At 33.7% G+C, this 18,420-nt stretch carries 16 protein-coding genes and 1 pseudogene; 14 read left to right on the plus strand and 3 right to left on the minus strand.

Translation table 11 applies throughout. The features are described from left to right. The first annotated feature begins 8 nt into the window (after positions 1-8). On the plus strand, positions 9-653 hold the full coding sequence (locus AN960_RS22345; RefSeq protein ID WP_056476626.1) for a response regulator transcription factor: 645 nt from the start codon (positions 9-11) through the stop codon (positions 651-653). Further along, positions 650-2,035, plus strand: coding sequence for a sensor histidine kinase (locus AN960_RS22350; RefSeq protein ID WP_056476629.1), 1,386 nt, complete (start codon positions 650-652; stop codon positions 2,033-2,035). Before AN960_RS22345 ends, AN960_RS22350 begins: the two co-directional genes overlap by 4 nt. 139 nt (positions 2,036-2,174) lie before the next feature. Here AN960_RS22350 and AN960_RS22355 read toward each other — a convergent pair whose 3' ends face one another. Then, a complete protein-coding gene (locus tag AN960_RS22355) occupies positions 2,175-2,510 on the minus strand; it encodes a L,D-transpeptidase (RefSeq protein WP_056476631.1) in 336 nt (111 codons plus the stop codon). 198 nt (positions 2,511-2,708) lie between these two features. On the opposite strand from AN960_RS22355, the gene AN960_RS24945 reads away from it, so the two are divergent. The 3 genes from AN960_RS24945 to AN960_RS22370 all read left to right on the plus strand — a co-directional run bounded on the left by AN960_RS24945 (position 2,709) and on the right by AN960_RS22370 (position 4,687). Next, on the plus strand, positions 2,709-3,350 hold the full coding sequence (locus AN960_RS24945) for a glucosaminidase domain-containing protein (RefSeq protein WP_056476634.1): 642 nt from the start codon (positions 2,709-2,711) through the stop codon (positions 3,348-3,350). Positions 3,351-3,488: 138 nt separating this feature from the next. Then, positions 3,489-3,905 (plus strand): GNAT family N-acetyltransferase, encoded by a 417-nt coding sequence (locus tag AN960_RS22365; protein ID WP_056476637.1) that lies wholly within the window; start codon positions 3,489-3,491, stop codon positions 3,903-3,905. A 341-nt stretch (positions 3,906-4,246) separates the two neighbouring features. Next, complete coding sequence (locus tag AN960_RS22370) at positions 4,247-4,687, plus strand: hypothetical protein (protein ID WP_056476640.1); 441 nt, start codon at positions 4,247-4,249, stop codon at positions 4,685-4,687. Between the two features lie 85 nt (positions 4,688-4,772). Here the strand turns inward: AN960_RS22370 and AN960_RS22375 are convergent, their stop codons facing one another. Next, the gene (locus AN960_RS22375; protein ID WP_056476643.1) at positions 4,773-5,399 is read right to left on the minus strand and encodes a GyrI-like domain-containing protein; all 627 of its coding nucleotides are present in this window, start codon (positions 5,397-5,399) and stop codon (positions 4,773-4,775) included. A gap of 96 nt (positions 5,400-5,495) precedes the next feature. Beyond that, entirely contained in the window at positions 5,496-6,143 is a 648-nt protein-coding gene (gene lexA / locus AN960_RS22380; RefSeq protein WP_056476647.1) for a transcriptional repressor LexA, read from the minus strand. A gap of 140 nt (positions 6,144-6,283) precedes the next feature. Between lexA and AN960_RS22385 the strand changes: the two are divergent. The 9 genes and pseudogenes from AN960_RS22385 to AN960_RS25485 all read left to right on the plus strand — a co-directional run. Continuing rightward, positions 6,284-6,688: pseudogene (locus AN960_RS22385) on the plus strand (YneB family resolvase-like protein); the annotation flags it as partial. A 163-nt stretch (positions 6,689-6,851) separates the two neighbouring features. Beyond that, positions 6,852-7,511 (plus strand): YneB family resolvase-like protein, encoded by a 660-nt coding sequence (locus AN960_RS22390; RefSeq protein WP_056476651.1) that lies wholly within the window; start codon positions 6,852-6,854, stop codon positions 7,509-7,511. Between the two features lie 1,338 nt (positions 7,512-8,849). Continuing rightward, complete coding sequence (locus AN960_RS22395) at positions 8,850-13,283, plus strand: discoidin domain-containing protein (RefSeq protein WP_056476657.1); 4,434 nt, start codon at positions 8,850-8,852, stop codon at positions 13,281-13,283. A gap of 341 nt (positions 13,284-13,624) precedes the next feature. After that, on the plus strand, positions 13,625-14,098 hold the full coding sequence (gene agaV / locus AN960_RS22400; protein ID WP_056476660.1) for a PTS N-acetylgalactosamine transporter subunit IIB: 474 nt from the start codon (positions 13,625-13,627) through the stop codon (positions 14,096-14,098). A 16-nt stretch (positions 14,099-14,114) separates the two neighbouring features. After that, on the plus strand, positions 14,115-14,888 hold the full coding sequence (gene agaW, locus AN960_RS22405; RefSeq protein WP_082459644.1) for a PTS N-acetylgalactosamine transporter subunit IIC: 774 nt from the start codon (positions 14,115-14,117) through the stop codon (positions 14,886-14,888). Continuing rightward, complete coding sequence (locus AN960_RS22410; protein WP_156339756.1) at positions 14,878-15,747, plus strand: PTS system mannose/fructose/sorbose family transporter subunit IID; 870 nt, start codon at positions 14,878-14,880, stop codon at positions 15,745-15,747. Before agaW ends, AN960_RS22410 begins: the two co-directional genes overlap by 11 nt. A 28-nt stretch (positions 15,748-15,775) precedes the next feature. After that, a complete protein-coding gene (agaF, locus tag AN960_RS22415) occupies positions 15,776-16,198 on the plus strand; it encodes a PTS galactosamine/N-acetylgalactosamine transporter subunit IIA (protein WP_056476666.1) in 423 nt (140 codons plus the stop codon). A 547-nt stretch (positions 16,199-16,745) separates the two neighbouring features. Then, positions 16,746-17,477 carry a GntR family transcriptional regulator gene (locus AN960_RS22425; RefSeq protein ID WP_056476673.1) on the plus strand — a complete coding sequence of 244 codons (732 nt, stop codon included), beginning with the start codon at positions 16,746-16,748 and terminating at the stop codon, positions 17,475-17,477. 676 nt (positions 17,478-18,153) lie between these two features. Further along, positions 18,154-18,282, plus strand: a complete 129-nt coding sequence (locus tag AN960_RS25485; protein WP_502692562.1) for a hypothetical protein — start codon at positions 18,154-18,156, stop codon at positions 18,280-18,282. Positions 18,283-18,420: the final 138 nt, after the last annotated feature.

Here is an 18,420-nt window from a genome sequence, read left to right on the forward strand (position 1 = left end):
AATTAAAAATCAATATTCTAATCGCTGATGATGAAAAAGATATGTTAAAGATCTTACAGGCCTATTTCAAAAAGGAAGGATATACCGTTTTCTTAGCAGAAGACGGAGAACGAGCGATCGAAATCTTTTATAGCGAAAAAATTGATTTAGCTATTTTAGATTGGATGATGCCTTATAGTAGTGGGATTGATGTGTGTAAAGAAATAAAGAAAAACGGTGAAACAAAAGTATTAATGCTTACAGCTAAAAGTGAAGATGAGGACGAACTACAAGCTCTAAAACTTGGGGCTGACGATTATGTAAGAAAGCCATTCCATCCGGGGGTCCTGATTACTAGAGCTAAAAAATTACTAAAAGAGGAACATCTTATTGTAATTGATCATATAAAAGTAGATTTTAAAGGTAAAATTGCATTTAAAAACGAAGAAAATTTAAATTTAACGAAAAAAGAAATTGATTTATTAAGCTGTTTTGTTCGTAATCGAGGAAACATCTTGTCACGTGAGGATTTGTTAGTTAATGTATGGGGTATTGATTATGATGGAGATGATCGAACGGTGGATACCCATATAAGAAGATTAAGAGAAAAAATAGGAGAAGATCTTATTCAAACACATCGAGGTTTAGGATACAGTCTTAGAAAAGAAAAATGAATCGATTAGGAAGAAAAATATCGATAGCAATTACCGTATGTATTCTTTTTGTTTTTATTTTTTATCTAATTATCAATTCATATTTATTACCTAAATATTACTTATTTCAGATGAAAAATAGAGTGCATGACCTTTCAACAGCGATAAACAAGATGACAATGGCTGAGTTTAAACAATCAATTAATCAATTGGAACAAAAAAATAATGTAACAATCGCTTATGAACCAATACAGTCCAATTTAGACGAGTTTAATGGATTATTAAAAGATAATTTATATCAAAAAAGGGTAACGTTAAATAAATTTTGGGTTACAGAAGAAACATTAAAACAAGTTAAAAGTGGTAAGAGAATTAGTAAAATCTACGATCAAGGTAAGTTGAAATCTAGTTTTTTAGTCGATTTTATTCAAAAGGATCATGTATTTATTGTAGTTGGTGTCTCGATTGTTTATTTAAGTGATGCTGTTCAAATCGTAAATAAGTTTACCTTTTATATTATGATTTTCTTGATTTTAATACTGATTTTAATGGTTTGGATTTGGTCAAAAAAAATAACAGATCCATTGAAAGAGTTAAAAGATATTTCAAAAGAAATTGCTCAATTAGAATTTAAAAAGGCAAAAATTTCAACAAATGATGAAATCGAAGAACTTGCTAAAAGTATAAACGAAATGAGTGACAAATTGAGGATTGCCCATGATGATTTAAATCAGCGGAATGCTAATTTAAAAACGTTTATTTCAGATATTTCTCATGAACTTAAAACTCCCCTAGCTCTAATCAAAGCTTATTCTGCAGGCATTAAAGACGGTATAGATGACGGAACCTATGTTGATACAATCATTAAACAAACAGATCAAATAAACCGTTTAATCGATAAATTATTAGAGTTATCAAGAATTGAACGTGAAATATTCCATATAGAACAATTTGACTTAATTCAGCTTTTTGATTCTAGCTTGGAAAACTTCGAAATCGAATTGAACCAAAATAATATAATCATAAAAAAAGAATATATTAAAAAGAATCAACTTAATATTGAAGTAGATCGGGACCAAATTGAGAAAGTATTTAATAATTTAATTAGTAATGCAATTAAATATACAAAAAATCCGGTAATAACCATTAAGATTTACGAGGAAAATGAGGAAATTGTATTCAGCATTAAAAATGAAACAAATCTTAAAAATTCCACTCAAATTAAGCAAATCTGGGAACCGTTTTATGTTATGGAGGCTTCCCGAAATAAACATTTAACAGGAACAGGCTTAGGTCTAGCGATTGTAAAATCGATTTTAAACCGTCATCAGTTAAAACATGATGTGAAATTAATAGATGGAAATATTCAATTTTCAATTCATTTTCCAAAACCCTTACAGTAGAGTAAGGGTTTTTAATTTTCTTCTTAGTTGTAACATGGAAGCCATAAACCATTTTTAAGAGAATGGAAATTTATTTTAATAGAAGTGCCGCTTAATCTATGAAAACTTACAAGATAAGAACTTCTCGTGGTTTTTTCATTTATTGATGAATAACGACACCTGTGCCTATTGGAACCATCGAAGATAATTCAAGTACATCCTTATTGAACATTCGAATACAACCATGTGAAACAAAGTGACCAATTGTTGCAGGATTATCAGTTCCATGAATTCCGTAATGTGGAGCGGAAAGTCCCATCCATAGTACCCCAAAAGGTCCACCAGGATTTGGATCTTTATTAATAATTGTATAAGTTCCTGTAGGAGTAGGAGTAAGCATTTTTCCTACACCAATTGGGTAAGTTTTAAGCAGAGTGTTTCCGTCGAAAAGTTTTAGCTGGCGGTTTGATGTAGAAATGTAGATCCAATTAGTCATTTTATCAACTCCAGTTTTTAACTATCGTATGAAGAAACTTTAATAGTTGTTAAATACAAGAAGGGTAATAGAATATATGAATTTTTAAATAGAAAAAATAGACAGATTCGATTACTTTTCTACTAATTCCTTAGTACCAAGATTGGAGCATATGAATACTCTATAGGACAAGCATTTTAAGGAGAGGATTAGTCTATAGTGTCTAATACAATTAAATATTTTCAATATGCCCAAGAAGTTTCAAAAAAAATTGGCTGGTTAACTGAAGTGATTTATACTCAATGGCAAGTAGAAACAGCACATTTTACGTCTAAAAATTTTAAGAAAAATAACAATATTGCAGGTCAAACGTGGTATCCAGGTTTACCACTTAGTAGTAGAGGAACTGCTAGACCTAAAAATGAAGGTGGATATTATATAAAATATAATGATCCAGTTCAGGGCTATGTTGATTTTATTTTAAGTAATCCACGATACAGTGAAGTGAAAACTTACAAAACTGCTAATGAGCAATTTAAAGCAATTGCTGCAGCAGGATGGGCAGTAGATCCTAATTATGCAGATGTGCTCATCTCGGTAAATAATGCAAATATTAAAAATGGATTATATAAAAGGATTATTCAAATTGAGTTATATCCTTATAAGGGAGTCTTAAAAAAAGGTTCGAGGGGAGTACAAGTAAAGAAAATTCAAGAAAAAATAGGCGTTAAAGTGGATGGAATTTTCGGTATCCTAACTGAAAATGCAGTTAAAGAGTTTCAAAGAAAAAATGATTTAGTAGTAGATGGAATTGTTGGGGTAAAAACATGGGGGAAACTTTTCAATCCAACAAATCTATAAAATATTGAATTTTTTATTAAGTGAACCTGTATGATTTTAAATACAGGTTTATTAACATTAACCATAATACATAAAAGGGTTTGAAAGTATTTTATAGAAAAGGTTAACTATAACTATCATTAGAAAAGGAGAACGAAAGTGGAAATTAGAAATGCGGATCTGAATGATTGTGAATCAGTCGTAATTCTGGATTCACAAATTATTGGAAGCAGAATGAGGGAAAATCAAATTACACTATCAATTGAAGAAAATCGATGCATAGTTTGTGAATTGAATGGAAGTATAGTAGGTTTTATGATTTATCATAAATTTTTCTTTGGACATTTATTTATTGATTTAATAATTGTTTCACCAAACATGAGGAGGATTGGTATAGCAAAAAATCTCATGAAATATGTTGAAGTTTTTTCAGAAAAGAAATTATTTTCATCTACAAATAAATCAAATATCCAAATGCAAAAAGTATTTCAATCTTTAGGATATATTGAAAGTGGACTTATCGATAATTTGGATGAAGGGGATCCTGAAATTATTTATGTTAAATTAATAGATTAAACGATATTTTCGGCATTAATTTTTTAAACAAGAATAAAAATAATTTTATTACCCCAAATATCATTAACCACTTCCAATTACCCATCTTCAATTCAAATGTAATCTCATCTGATTCTCAATCTTATAATCATTTCATAGATTAATTTAAAAAGTGTAATATTATTTACAATAATTAAGAAAAAGTGTGTAAGAAGTCCTGACAGAATAATTAGTCTGTTACTTTAGGCTAATCAATTTAAAAAAAATTTAAATACATTCTTCCTGTTATTCTATTTTTCAATGCATGATGAATAGTAATAATATATAAATGCTCCAATTATATCATTACAAGGAGTGGAAATATGGATTTTAAAAGGGAATTCATCTTAAAAACAAAAGCAATATATAAAGAAACTGTTACAGAAAATATGGCATACAGTAAGATGTGTGAAAAATTTGAATCTTATTTTGTAGATTTAAAGGAGTCTTTAAAAAAGGAAATTGAAGTTTCGAATGGTGAATTTGATATTATGATTGATAAAGATAGTTTGATTGAGGTCTTATTAAATCAAAGAGAGTTATTAATTACGATTGATGACTCTGGAGTAGTAGTTAGTATTAAATATTTTGATGAAGTGCAAAATGAACAGGTTGAAAATAAGATTGATATAATTGAATATGATGGTGGGGCATATAAGAGTCAAGTATTTCAATCACCTATTACTAGAAATATAATCGATAATTATTTAGCAATTGCATTTAGAGATGATTTAGAGAAGTGTTTTGAAAGTTATAGTGAATGATAAACTGCTTAATTTAAAAGTGATATGTTACAGGTAACTAATTGTAAGTCTAGAGCTTGGAAAATCCAAGCTCTTTTAGTTTTGTCTATCGCTCTTCCACTTGAAACCTTAAAACAGTTTTCAATTTATCAGGTTGAGTTTTTCTTGCATCAGAAATATAGATTTCCTTATGTGTTTTTTGAACTCTTTGTAGATTATTCTCCGTGCAGAACTCTTCCATTAATTTAAAAGTTCGTGGTTCGTCATCATAACTTCCGATATGCATGGTTTGAACACATAAGCCTTCAGTAATCGATTCGAGTTTTACGTTTGCTAACAGTGGATTTTTCTTTTTTTGTTTAAGTTGATCTAAAATGATGTATGTTAAATCTTCTGTAACAAAGTCAGGTTGTCTAATCATTAATTTATATAGAAGATGTTCTTTGTTTAAATAGTCTAGTTTTCGGCCTTCTTCATCTAAATCCCATACTCCTTCAAGAGGGAAGACTGTGTAATCAAAGTAACCTTCTGGAACTATCCCTTTTTTAGGCAACATTTTAATTGCATATGCTAAAGAATAAAGTGCTTCTACATTTTCTTTAAATAATTCATTATTTGGATTCCCTTTGCCTTCAATCGTTATATATTTAAAGGCTGGTATATTAATTTTACTAGGCTTACTTTTTGGTAAATAAATTTCTTTTAAACTTTTTCTCCACTCGAGTTTACTCACTAAAAAAACTCCCTTAAATTATAAGTTAGTGTAGTTTGAATATGCTTATTAAAAATAAAAAGCAATCACATAAATATGTCATTGCTCTTAAAAGGTTTAATGATATGTACGATAAACTCCTATTACTTTTCCTAAAATTGATACTTGTTTTAATAAAATTGGAAACAGAGCATCATTTTCGGGTTGAAGTCTAAAATGGTCGCTTTCTTTATAGAAGCGCTTTACGGTAGCTTCACTATCTTCAGTCATGGCAACTACAATTTCTCCATTTTCAGCAGTGAATTGTTTTTTAACGATTACAAGATCGCCATTCATAATACCAGCATTGATCATACTATCTCCTTCTACACGTAACATAAAAACTTGTTCGTTAGATGGAGCAACAGAAGTCGGTAAAGGGAAATATTCTTCTACGTTTTCGACTGCAGTAATTGGAATCCCGGCAGTTACTTTACCGATTACAGGAATGTTAATAATATCGTTATAGATTTCAGAGTATGATGCTTGTACTTCATTCACAACCGTAGCTGTATCGCCAAGAATCTCGATTGCACGCGGTTTCGTAGGGTCTCTTCGAATATAGCCTTTTTGTTCTAGTCTCTCTAAATGACCATGCACTGTAGAGCTTGAAGCTAAACCAACAGCCTCAGCAATCTCTCGAACTGAAGGTGGATAACCTTTAATTTTTACTTCGTCTTTAATATAAGCTAAAATTTCTGCTTGCCTTTTCGATAGTTTGTTCATTTGAATTTCCCCCTTGCCTATAAAGTAGATAATACGTTCCTCTTTATTTTTTTCATTATATCATGATAGGATATGATATACAAACGTTAGTTCTATTTTTTATTAAAGTAGTTTTCATGTTCGTATGGAGGGAACAGTTAATGAATGCAATAATTTACGCGAGAGTAAGTACAGCAAAGGATTCACAAGAAACATCATTACAAAGACAAATGAGTGAACTAACCGAATTAGGTGAGCGGATGGGAATGTGTATTCTAGAAACAATAGGCGAACAGGCCAGTGGTTATGAAGTAGAAAGAGAAGGACTTTTCCAACTATTTCAAATTATAAAAGAGCACCAAGTTGATGCTTTATTAATACAAGATGAAACACGATTAGGCAGAGGTCATGCAAGAATCGCTTTATTACATTTTTTAAAAAGGGAAGGGATAAAATTATTTACTTCTTCTCAAAATGGACAATTTCAATTAAGTGAAAGCGATGAAATGGTTTTAGAAATTTTAAGTATTGTAGAGGAATATCAACGGAAAATTCATAATAAAAAAAGAATCGCTGGATAAAAAAATTTAAATATCTGTGGAAATCTTTTAAATACAATATATATTCCTATAATACAGGGAGAGTAATTTTTAATTTTATACAATTATTAATTAATGAAATCTCACAAAATGTTTAAGTCAGATTCATATATTTAGAGGAGGAGAAAAATTGAAAGCGATTATTTATTGTCGGGTTAGTACAGAAAAAAATACACAAGATACCTCTTTAAAAAGACAAAGAGAAGAGCTAGAAAGAGTAGCAGAAATTCATAATTTCGATGTGATAAAGATTATAGAAGAAAGACATAGTGGATTTGATATAGAAAGGGAAGGGATTATTGAGGCTTTAGGATTATTTAAGGATAAACAGGCAGAGATACTACTTTTACAAGATGATACCCGACTAGGAAGGGGACATTCAAAAATTGCACTTATTCATGAATTACGCAAAATGGCAATAAAAGTTTTTACAATACAAGATCATGGGGAGATATCTTTATCGGATGCTGATTTAATGGTCTTGGAGATATTAAGTACGGTAGAAGAGTTTCAACGAAGAATTGCAAATTATAAAATAAGCAGGGGGATGCGTAGAGCTGTCGAGAATGGTTTTCAACCACACAAGAATTTATCAAATAATCATTTAGGGGGTAGAGAAAAAAAAGAATTACCTGTGGAAGAAATTATAAATCTTAGGAAAAAGAAACTTACTTTTCAAGAAATAGCAGCTACATTACGAGGTTTAGGATTTGATGCTAGTAAGGCTACTGTTCATAGAAGATATAAAGAATATTTTGATGAACTAGATCAGGATTCAATTAAGTATTAAAGAAAATTTAGAGATTGTAATTTAATAGTATATCAGTTAGCTATTCCTAATAAACAAAAAGAAATACATAATATAATTTAAATAGAATTTTTCCTAATGATTAAAAGATTTAGAATATCTTAACCTAGTATCAATGTAATACCTGATATGTTTATAAAGTACTGACATCAAGTTTTGTTACTGACATGATGAGCCTCCTTTTACATTTTATTTTATTTGTATAAAATCGGTGAGTTCTGCACTGTTAAATTGTGACAAAAAATCGTATTACGGGGTGCCAGGGAAAAGGAGCGAGTTAATAAAGAGCAGCGTCATCTCGAATGTGTCAATCGATATCACATTTAAAAGCCATAAAAGGATCTAGCCAACAAAGACAGGTCCAATCCTACGACCTAATGCTGATTCAACCTCCTAGACTAATACTTGATCGGGATAAGTACGCATAAATAACACAATAACAAGCGTGACCTTAGACGTACCTAAAATAAACTTGATTCCTACCATCCATGCGTCTCTGACAACCGATTTACTAATCATAAGGGGGGATTATGAGTAAATTAAACCCTATCACTTGGGAATTGATAAAGTAAGAAAATCGCAACGATAAAATTTTGTTATGGTTACCATAATGACTTTTGATTTTACATTAAAGTCGCAAAAACCTAAAGTTTTAAAAGTAAGATACTTTAATTACTCTATTTATACAAGATTTTCTGTCTTAACATTGTAAATACGAAATATCCTGACGTTACCCCAATCAGGATTTTTAAATATATTGGGTTGACCCATCAACCCAATATATTTTATAATGGAATTGTAAGAAAATTCCATCTATTAATTAGAAGAGAGGATTGGATGGATCTTATATTTGAAATAAAACAGAAAATGCATACCAGTAGGCAATAAGGGCATTAAAAATTAAAAAGGCAACGAAGGGCTAAATTGATTGATCATGACAGCACATCCATCTAACATTCATCGGAATATATTTCTCAATCTTAAATTCCCCCTATCAATATAGATTTTACGCAATCTTTTATTATATCAAATTCCATTTCTCATTATACGAAAACCAAAAATTAAGGCTCTATGAAGGTCTTACCTAATTACGCTTATATATTTAAATATAAAATATATAAAAAAATATAGAAGGGTTGTGAAGGTAAAAAAAGTTATCCATCAATAGGACAAATTGCACGTTTTTGTGAGTTTTAAGGGGGTGTCTTTCTATTCTTCCAATTGGATTCATCAGGAATTGTAAAAGCTACCGAGCCATACGAAGAATTAAAGACAATCGGAATTTCATTTTCAGAAGACCACTACAATCGGAGGTAGAATATGCTAAGACGTAAAGCTAGGTTGAAAAATCTGGTAAGCTTGTGTTTATCAGTGGGTATGTTGCTTTCTATGCTTCCAACGGCATCTGCTGCTGTAACTGAAAAGGAGAACTTATTTAATAATATTTCTACCAATCAAACCTATAAGACTATAGGAAAAGTAACAAAGATTACGAAAGAAAGAAATAATGTGTACTTGGATTTAGAAACAGGAGAAAAAATAAAAATTAACTTCCTAAAAAATAATGTTTTTCGACTGCATTTGGACCCAAAGGGTATTTTTGAAGAATATCCAACTCCCAATGAGCCTGAGCATGTGACAAAAATTATTGACAAAAATGTTAGCGATTACAAAAAACAATATGGTGAAATTGACATTAAGGTTGATGATCGTGATAACAATGTCTATAAAATTTCCACTGATGCTTTAGAGTTAAGAGTAGATAAAACGACTTCAAAGATGAGCCTGTTCGATAAAAAAAGATCAAAGATTCTTTGGAGTGAAAGTGAACCGCTAAAACATTCCAACGGAAGTACAGTTCAAACCTTTGATACAAAAGAAAACGAATATTTTTATGGCGGAGGTCAACAGAATGGATTTTATGCCCATAAGAATAATTCCATAAACATTGCAATCGGGGGAGGTTGGGATGCAGGAGCTGCATCAAGCCCAGTCCCTTTCTATATAAGCACTGAAGGCTACGGAGTCATGAGAAATACTTTTAAGCCAGGCGTTTATGATTTTACAAAAACGGCTACTTTGACTCACAGTGAAGACAGATTTGACGCATATTATTTTGTAGATGATTCTATTCCAAAAATCGTTAATGATTATACAGAATTAACTGGGAAACCGGCACTTATGCCAAAATACGGTTTCTATTTAGGGCATGCTGATTGTTTTAATGGAACTCATAATGGTCATAAGGACCAACGAACACTCCAGACTAATGGATTAAATACAATAAATCAATATGCTGATCACGATATGCCGTTAGGATGGTTTTTACCAAATGATGGCTATGGATGCGGATATGGCGGACTTGGTAATTTGAAGCAGTTTGTTGATAAAGCAAATAATCAAAAAGTAGAAGTAGGCTTATGGACACAAAGCAATCTCTACCCAGATCCTAATCTACCTGTTGATAGTCCTTTACGAAGAGACCTTGACGGGGAAGTTAAAGCAGGTGTAAGAGCAATAAAGACTGATGTTGCATGGGTTGGGCAAGGATATTCCATGGCCTTAAATGCGACACGCCAAGCAGCGGAAGGAATTCAAAAAGAAGATAATTCAGGTGGTGCACGTCCATTTGTTATTTCGCTAGATGGGTGGGCTGGTACTCAACGATATGCTGGATTATGGTCAGGCGACCAATATGGAGGTAATTGGGAGTACATAAGAATGCATATCCCTACTTACATTGGCGCAGGCTTATCAGGAAATCCAAACGTCGGCTCAGATATGGATGGTATATTTGGTGGAGATGCAAAAGTACAGACTCGTGATTTCCAATGGAAAGCATTCACTCCTATCCAAATCGACATGGATGGCTGGGCATCCGGAGGTAATGATTACAGTAAATCTAAAAATCCATGGAATTATGGTGAACCATATGCGTCGATTAATCGGATGTATTTAAATCTAAAGTCACAAATGCTGCCTTATATCTACACCATTGCCGAGGAAGCTACATCAAAATCCATGCCAATGATTAGAGGAATGATGTTAGAATATCCAAATGATCCTTACACGTACGGTACGCAAACACAATATCAATATATGTGGGGGCCTAATCTATTAGTTGCACCAATATATGATGGAAACTCTAATGCAGCTGAAGTAAGGAACGATATTTATCTTCCAGATAAAAATCAAATTTGGATTGATTATTTTACAGGTGAACAATACCAGGGAGGTTCGGTTCTTCATAACTTTAGCGCTCCATTATGGAAGACCCCTGTATTTGTTAAAGCTGGGGCAATTATTCCAATGGCACCAGAAAATAATTCAATTAATGAATTAAATGGTTCTGAAAATAGAATATTTGATGTATATCCATCGGGAAAATCAGAATTTACTCTATATGAAGACGATGGGAAAACTGTTGAGTATAAGGAAAAGAAAAATACAAGAACGAAGGTCACTTCAAAGGTAATTAAGGAAAGAGCTGTTATAACCGTTGATAGCGCAAAAGGAAAGGGCTATAAAGGGATGGTTACAAACAGGGGCACAGAAGTGATTGTCAGCACACGTGCAAACCCGAGGGATATAACGGTTAAGGTTGGAAATAAAGATATTACATTAAGGAAAGTTACGAATGAAGAGGAATATAAAAACTCAGAAAACGTGTATTTCTATAATGAACATCCAAACTTAAACAAATATTCTACCAAAGGCTCACCATTTGAAAAGACTGATATTATTACATCACCAAAGCTTTATATTAAGGTAGGGAAAACAGATATCACGAAAAATAAAATAACATTTACAGTAGATGGCTTCAATAATACTCAAAAGAAGGATGTAGTAGATAAAGAAGTACCAACGATTCCATCGGGGCTTCATGCAGATGACGCCAACATTACAGATCGAGAAATTAAATTAAATTGGGATAAGGTTGATGGTTCGAATACAACTTATGATCTAATGATCGATGGTATTGTTCATACAAATGTGTTTAAGTCAAGTGATAGTCAGCAAACACCATTCTATCTCCATACAGGTTTAACATCTGATTCAGAATATTCTTATCGAATAAGAGCAACGAATACAAAAGGGTCATCTGGCTGGAGTGATGAAATCAAAATAAGAACGAAGCTTGACCGATACAGAAATGTCCCTAAGAATATGACGGCAAAAGCAGATAGTGAACAGCCGGGACAAGAAGCATCTTTAGCAGTCGATGGAAAGGTTGATACATTGTGGCATACTCAATGGGGAGATGCAGGAAATAAACTGCCACATACCTTTGAGATTGATATGAAGCTAGCGTATGAACTAGATAAGCTCGAGTATGTTCCAAGACCTGATGCAGGGAATGGAACAATATTAAAATACAATTTAGACGTAAGTCTAGATGGCAAAACTTATAAAAATATCATCACTGATGGAACATTTGAGAGGAATAATGAAACCAAAGTCATAGATTTAAAGGGAAATATTACTGCAAGATATATTAAGTTAACCATTTTAAACTCTGTAGGCGGCTTTGGAAGTGCACAGGAATTCAGGCCATACAAAAAGGATAAAACAGGAGGAACCGTAGTAGGTGAGAATATACCGAACGGAGTCATTGATGAAGATGACCTACTCTTCTTTGCAAGCTATATGGGTGTTGACCAAACGGATACAGCTTGGGGACAAGTATCAAGGGTTGATATTAATTTTAATGGTGTAATTGATGCCTACGATTTAATGTATGTAGCATCTAAATTAAGTGAAAAACCTCTTCAAGCAACAGGAAGGCCGGTTGCCGGACTATTGGACATTAGACCAAGTAAGCAGCAGTTAAAAGCAGGAGAAGAATTTTCAGTAGAAATAATAGGAGCAGGATTAAAGGATATCAATGCGTTTAACCTGGAACTAGGGCTGGATCCGAACAAATATGAATTAGTAAAAGAGTGTAAACCTGACGGGACTTGTGGTGAAAATATTGTTACGCCTTCCAATGAAATAGCCAATATGTTAAATTACTCGGCACTTGCGGGTATTGGAAATTCTGAACAACGTATTATGGCAGCGTTTTCTAACAAGGGAACACAAAATACATTAGATGGTACGAAGACATTGGCCACGCTTAAGTTAAAGGCTAAGAAAGATCTTCAATTCGATATTCCGATCACCAGATCCTTACTGATTAATACAGCCTCTGACACTATTGATAAAATAGGTGAAGTTTTAACTCCAGGCCAGGAACCGGGAGGGGTTGAACAACCACAAGAGCCTAAGGAACTGCAATTATCGGGTAAAGATATGACGGTTACTGGTGATGGGGAAAAGATGCAGGGCGGTGCAGCAGCTTTTGCCAAGTTGATTGACGGTGAGATAAGTGAAAATTCATTGGCGGAATTGAAATGGAGCCTCACTGGAAATGAAGGAATTTCACTACCGTTACCTGTTGATTTTAACTTTACTAAACCACAAGAATTGACTAAATTTATTGTTTATAATCGCCCGCAATATACGAATGGCAAAATTAAAACACTAAGTGCCAAAATATATTCTGATTCTGGAAAAGAGTATGATTTAGGTGCAAAAAGTGTTCAATTTGACGATAAATCAGTAACCTTCGATTTAGCGGAGACTGATTTACCGATTGGAACCAAATTTACAAAGTTATCGATTACCTTTAAGGAATCACATAGTGGTCCACTTATGTTATCTGTTGCAGAGGTAGAATTTTTTGCAAAGAACCCTGCTTATGTAGAGAAATAAAAGTAAATATCTCTTATTAGTTTAGTGATATTAGGGTTGACCCGTTAACGTGTTAACCCTAATACCTAACTTAAAAAAGAGCCTTTTAATGCTCTTTTCGATGGTGATTTTTGTCGTTAAAGGCGTAGCCATCGATGAATACCAGTAAATTCAGGTAGGAGAGTAGCAAGTAGATGTTTTCCTTCCTAGAACTAATTGCTTTTTGTTTTCTTTTGCATTATTTCATTCGAATTTTTGAGAATAGCTCCAGATAACCCATCATCATCTGATATGGTAAACCGGGTTGTTAGGGGAGTTAAAGTATATCAATTTCATCCATCATATTTATAGGGGGTAATATCATGCCGAATATTTTGCTAACAAGAATCGACAACCGATTGGTCCATGGCCAAGTAGGGGTTACTTGGGTTAATCATTTAGGAGCTAATTTAATTGTCGTCGCAAATGATGAAGTGTCTGAAGATGAGGTACAACAAGATTTAATGGAAATGGTTGTACCGGGGTCAATCGGAATCCGTTTTTTCTCAATCCAGACAACCATTGATGTGATCCACAATGCAGCGGATGATCAGTATATCTTTATAGTTGTGAAAACACCACTAGATTTGTTGCGACTTGTAGAGGGCGGTGTGCCAATCGACAAGGTGAATATTGGAAACATGCATTTTTCTCAAGGGAAAACACAAGTATTCTCCACCGTCTCCGTTGATGAAGGTGATAAAGATGCATTTAGGCAGCTGCGTGATTTGGGAGTGAAACTCGAGGTACGTCGCGTTCCAGATGAAAGACCGGACGATATTTATAAACATTTATAGAAAGAAGTGAGAAGGAATGGATAATCATATGCTGCTACAAGCCTTATTAGTTGCCATTTGGGCTGGAATTGCAGGAATAGACCTGTTCAACGGGTTGTTCCACATTCACCGCCCGATTGTAACCGGTGTCATTATTGGATTGATTTTAGGGGATTTAAAAACAGGAGTTATAACAGGTGCTGCCATTGAGTTAGTGTGGGCAGGTATGGTGCCGCTCGCTGGTGCACAGCCGCCAAACGTTGTTATTGGGGGTATAATCGGAACGTCGTTTGCGATTCTGACAGGACAAGAGCCTAAAGTGGCAATCGGTATTGCTGTTCCGTTTGCAGTTGCCGTTCAGGCGTGTATCACTCTCATGTTTACTGCTTTTTCTCCAGTTATGCATAAAGCTGATCAATATGCACAAGAGGCGAATACAAAGGGAATCGAACGAATCAATTATTTAGGTATTCTTACATTATTTGTATTCTATTTCGTTATTGCTTTTTTACCAATTTATTTTGGAGCAGATGCTGCCAAAGGAGTCGTAGGAGTTTTACCAAAATGGCTTATTAGCGGCCTTGGTGCTGCTGGTGGAATGATGGCCGCAATTGGTTTTGCTATGCTACTAAAGATCATGTTGAAAAAACAATATGTAGCCTTTTTGATCGTTGGATTTATTTTAGTTACATATATGAACATGCCAGTCATTGCTGTTGCATTAATTGGAATCGCAATCGCGCTTTACGATTTCTTCAAAGCAACTACTGGTGATGGATCAGGAAGGGGGGTTCCAAAACGTGGAATCTAAACAAGCAGTAGAAACGATAATCAACAATACGAGCAGTCCGGATTATTATCAAAATGGTGCCACAAATCAGGCCGTAACTAAAAAAGATTTAAATAAGATGGTGTGGCGATCCCTTTTATTACAAGCGTCATTTAACTATGAAAGAATGCAGGCCGCAGGATGGTTATATTCGATCTTGCCAGGTTTGAAAAAGATTCACAAAAATAAGCACGATTTAAGTGAATCAATGAAAAGTCATATGGAATTTTTCAACACGCATCCATTCCTTGTAAACATAATTATGGGGATTGTCCTTGCTATGGAGGAAAAGAAACAAAGCCGAAATACGATTAGAGCCATTCGGGTAGCCATGATGGGACCACTAGGCGGAATTGGAGATGCCCTTTTCTGGCTAACCCTCCTTCCTATTTGCGTTGGTATTGGTGCCTCGCTTGGGCAAGATGGAAACCCTATGGGAGCAGTCATATTCTTATTAATCTTTAACGCAGTACATTTTTCGCTTAGATTTGGATTAATGCATTACGGTTATAATGCCGGAACAAATGCTATCAGTTCTTTAAAGGAAAATACTAAAAAAGTAGCACATGCAGCATCTATTGTAGGGTTAACAGTTGTTGGCGCATTGATTGCCTCATTCGTAAATTTAGAATCAAGTTTAGTAATCCATGCTGGTCAGGCAAAAATTGCTCTGCAAAAGGATTTGCTTGATAAAGTCATGCCAAATCTATTGCCTTTAGCCTATACCTTATTAATGTACTACCTATTAAAAAAGGGATTTTCTCCAGTTAAGCTAATTATCATTACCGTTATCATTGGTATAATTGGTAAAATTCCATTTCCTTTTGGAACTATTTTATAATATTTAGCATGTTAGGAGGCTTTTTAAAATGAATGGTTTAATCATTAGCGGTCATGGATCGTTTGCAAAGGGGCTTCAATCTTCGGTAAAACTAATCGCTGGAGATCAACCCAATGTGGAATACGTGGATTTTCTTGAAAGTGATTCTACAGGTGACTTGGAGAAAAAGCTGCTTGAGGCTTTTTCAAGATTACAAGAATGTGAATCTATCTTAGTCTTATGTGATTTAGTTGGCGGTTCCCCGTTTAAAACGGCCGTTTCGCTTACGAATGGGAAGGAAGATTCTGCTGTAGTTGGCGGTACAAATCTTGCGATGGTCATCGAAACTGCTTTATTAAAGGACGGACTTCAAATCGATGGGTTAAGAGATTTAGCGATCAATACTGGTAAAGAATCGATTAAAGGTTTTCAAAAGTCGGAACGTCCAAGAGCCAAAGAGTCTGGAATATAATGAAAGCGATAAAGTGAATAACTCCCATGCCTCGATTAGGAATAGAATAGAATAGAATAGAATTACTTGAAATAATCTAACTATTATTCTTACAATCTAGTTTCAATCAATGGTGTCCTTGATGGCCGGGCAATATTGAAAAATGGAGTCGCTCCATTTGCAGAAGATGGAGAACAGGCTGGACGTGCATGGTAACAAGAAACCGGTAAATAAATATTCAAGAACTAAAAATTGTCTTGAAAGAGACAGCATACTCGTGGTTTGTAAAAATCTCGGGGGAAGAAAGGTAGGGAAGTGCGGGGAAGGATCTCGAGCTTCCTTATTTTTTGATTTGTTTTTAAAGTCGTTTTGACTAAAACACGGAAACAGGTTCGATTAAGGAGGTTATTAATATTTTACAAGCGATTTAGATAAAACATCATTATTATAGTTTGGAAGAAACTATTCCCTTATAGAATCTGGTTGTTAGGTTGACTCTACAAGTGTTGGTGATATAATTTATGTTATTAATAGAATCTTAGTATGGTTTGGAGGCAGGTTTAGTAAAATGAAACCATTGCAGCATGAAAGTTTAATCCCACTTTATCACCAATTGATGGAAAGACTAAAGGATTCGATTGAAAAGGGAAATTGGACCCCTGGTGATAAAATCCCATCGGAAAATCAATTGATGGTTCAATTCAGTGTGAGCCGGAACACCGCTAAAAAGGCAATTGAGGAGCTAGTTCAAGAAGGGATTCTTTACCGAATTCAAGGTAAAGGTACATATGTGGCAAAACCAAAATTACAGCAGTCATTGATGGGATTCTACAGCTTTAGCAAAGTATTAAAAGAAAAGGGACTGAACCCTAAGGATATCATTCTGAAAATAGAAGAGGTCAAACCGACTGTCAAAATCAAAGAAGCGCTTCAGTTGAGTGAAAATATGAATGTCATTGAAATGAAACGCCTTCGTTGTGCTGAAGATGAGCCGTTTATTTTGGAATCATCTTTTATTCCGAAACATGTTGTTACAGATATAGAGCAGTTAAATAAGGTAGGCGAAATTTCTTTATATGATTTATTTTCACAACAGTTCAATACCATGGTAACAAGAGCAAAAGAGGCTTTTGAACCAGTACTCATCCGTGCCGACGAAAGTCAATATTTGCAATCCGAGGAAGGCAGTCCCGCACTTCTCCTTGAACGTACTGCCTACAATGCCAATGGTGAGCCTGTTGAATTTTGTATCTCCATTGTACGTGGCGATCGCTGCCGCTTTTACACAGAATTAAGCTAATCATAACTCATAGCATTTTGTCTATGAGTTTTATATAAAGTTTATCTATACCAACAACCCACTAAATATTAATTGATGGGATGACGGATAAATTATAGTAATTGTATATTCAAATTAGTAATAAATTTCAGTTTACAAAAGTTTATTTATTCGAATTAACTTGTACCAACAATCCGTTGCGAATTTAGCAAACAACGTCAAATGGCTGTTTAATGGGATTAACAAGTTCCAACAGTACCTCACGTGGTAAGAATTTACGTATACCTTCTATGATTTCATTTCAAACTTTTAGTCTATTTATTCCATACTCATCATCTCTAATATTGAGTTTTTCATTTAGCAATTTGGAAAGAAAATATCTGTTGAAACTTAATTTGTATTTTTTTGAACATGCTCAATGTAAACCTTGTTATCGCCATAGGTTCATCATTCAAAATCAACTTCATCTTATGATGAAAGTTTTCAAATCTAGTTAACATAATCAAAAGGTATTATGAATGTATAATTTGAAAACAAATCTAATTCCAAGGTTTATTTCTGGTAACTGGGTTTAAGTGCTGGTACATTCCCGTTAGAACTAGTACCGAAATTCTTACAACACTTTAATGCGATTTTACCAATGACATATACTGTATAAGTATTTAAGGTAGTTATTTCCACTGGGGACTATAGCTTAATGTGGCATAATGTAATAATCTTATTAGGCTTTATTGTCTTATTCAGTGTATTATCTTTAGCATACTTTGCGGTAGCTTTCAAAAAGCAATATGGAAGTGGTATAGATCAAAATACTGTAGAAGCGTAATTAATCAAACGACATGTAGCATTTGCTATGTGTCGTTTTTTTAGGTATTAAACATTGTTCTATAGCAACAATGTTTACGAAAACAGCCTTTATTTTTAATTAATTGAATGTAAAAGGTTCTAATTACCTTTACTAAAT

This window comes from Bacillus sp. FJAT-25509, assembly GCF_001420605.1.
Lineage (GTDB): Bacteria > Bacillota > Bacilli > Bacillales > Bacillaceae_G > Gottfriedia.

Coding starts and splice junctions, on each gene's coding strand:
- AN960_RS25485 (WP_502692562.1), top strand. CDS start 18,154: ATGTGGCATAATGTAATAATCTTATTAGGCTTTATTGTCTTATTCAGT.
- agaW (WP_082459644.1), top strand. CDS start 14,115: ATGGATAATCATATGCTGCTACAAGCCTTATTAGTTGCCATTTGGGCT.
- AN960_RS22370 (WP_056476640.1), top strand. CDS start 4,247: ATGGATTTTAAAAGGGAATTCATCTTAAAAACAAAAGCAATATATAAA.
- agaF (WP_056476666.1), top strand. CDS start 15,776: ATGAATGGTTTAATCATTAGCGGTCATGGATCGTTTGCAAAGGGGCTT.
- agaV (WP_056476660.1), top strand. CDS start 13,625: ATGCCGAATATTTTGCTAACAAGAATCGACAACCGATTGGTCCATGGC.
- AN960_RS22395 (WP_056476657.1), top strand. CDS start 8,850: ATGCTAAGACGTAAAGCTAGGTTGAAAAATCTGGTAAGCTTGTGTTTA.
- AN960_RS22425 (WP_056476673.1), top strand. CDS start 16,746: ATGAAACCATTGCAGCATGAAAGTTTAATCCCACTTTATCACCAATTG.
- AN960_RS22355 (WP_056476631.1), bottom strand. CDS start 2,510: ATGACTAATTGGATCTACATTTCTACATCAAACCGCCAGCTAAAACTT.
- AN960_RS22350 (WP_056476629.1), top strand. CDS start 650: ATGAATCGATTAGGAAGAAAAATATCGATAGCAATTACCGTATGTATT.
- lexA (WP_056476647.1), bottom strand. CDS start 6,143: ATGAACAAACTATCGAAAAGGCAAGCAGAAATTTTAGCTTATATTAAA.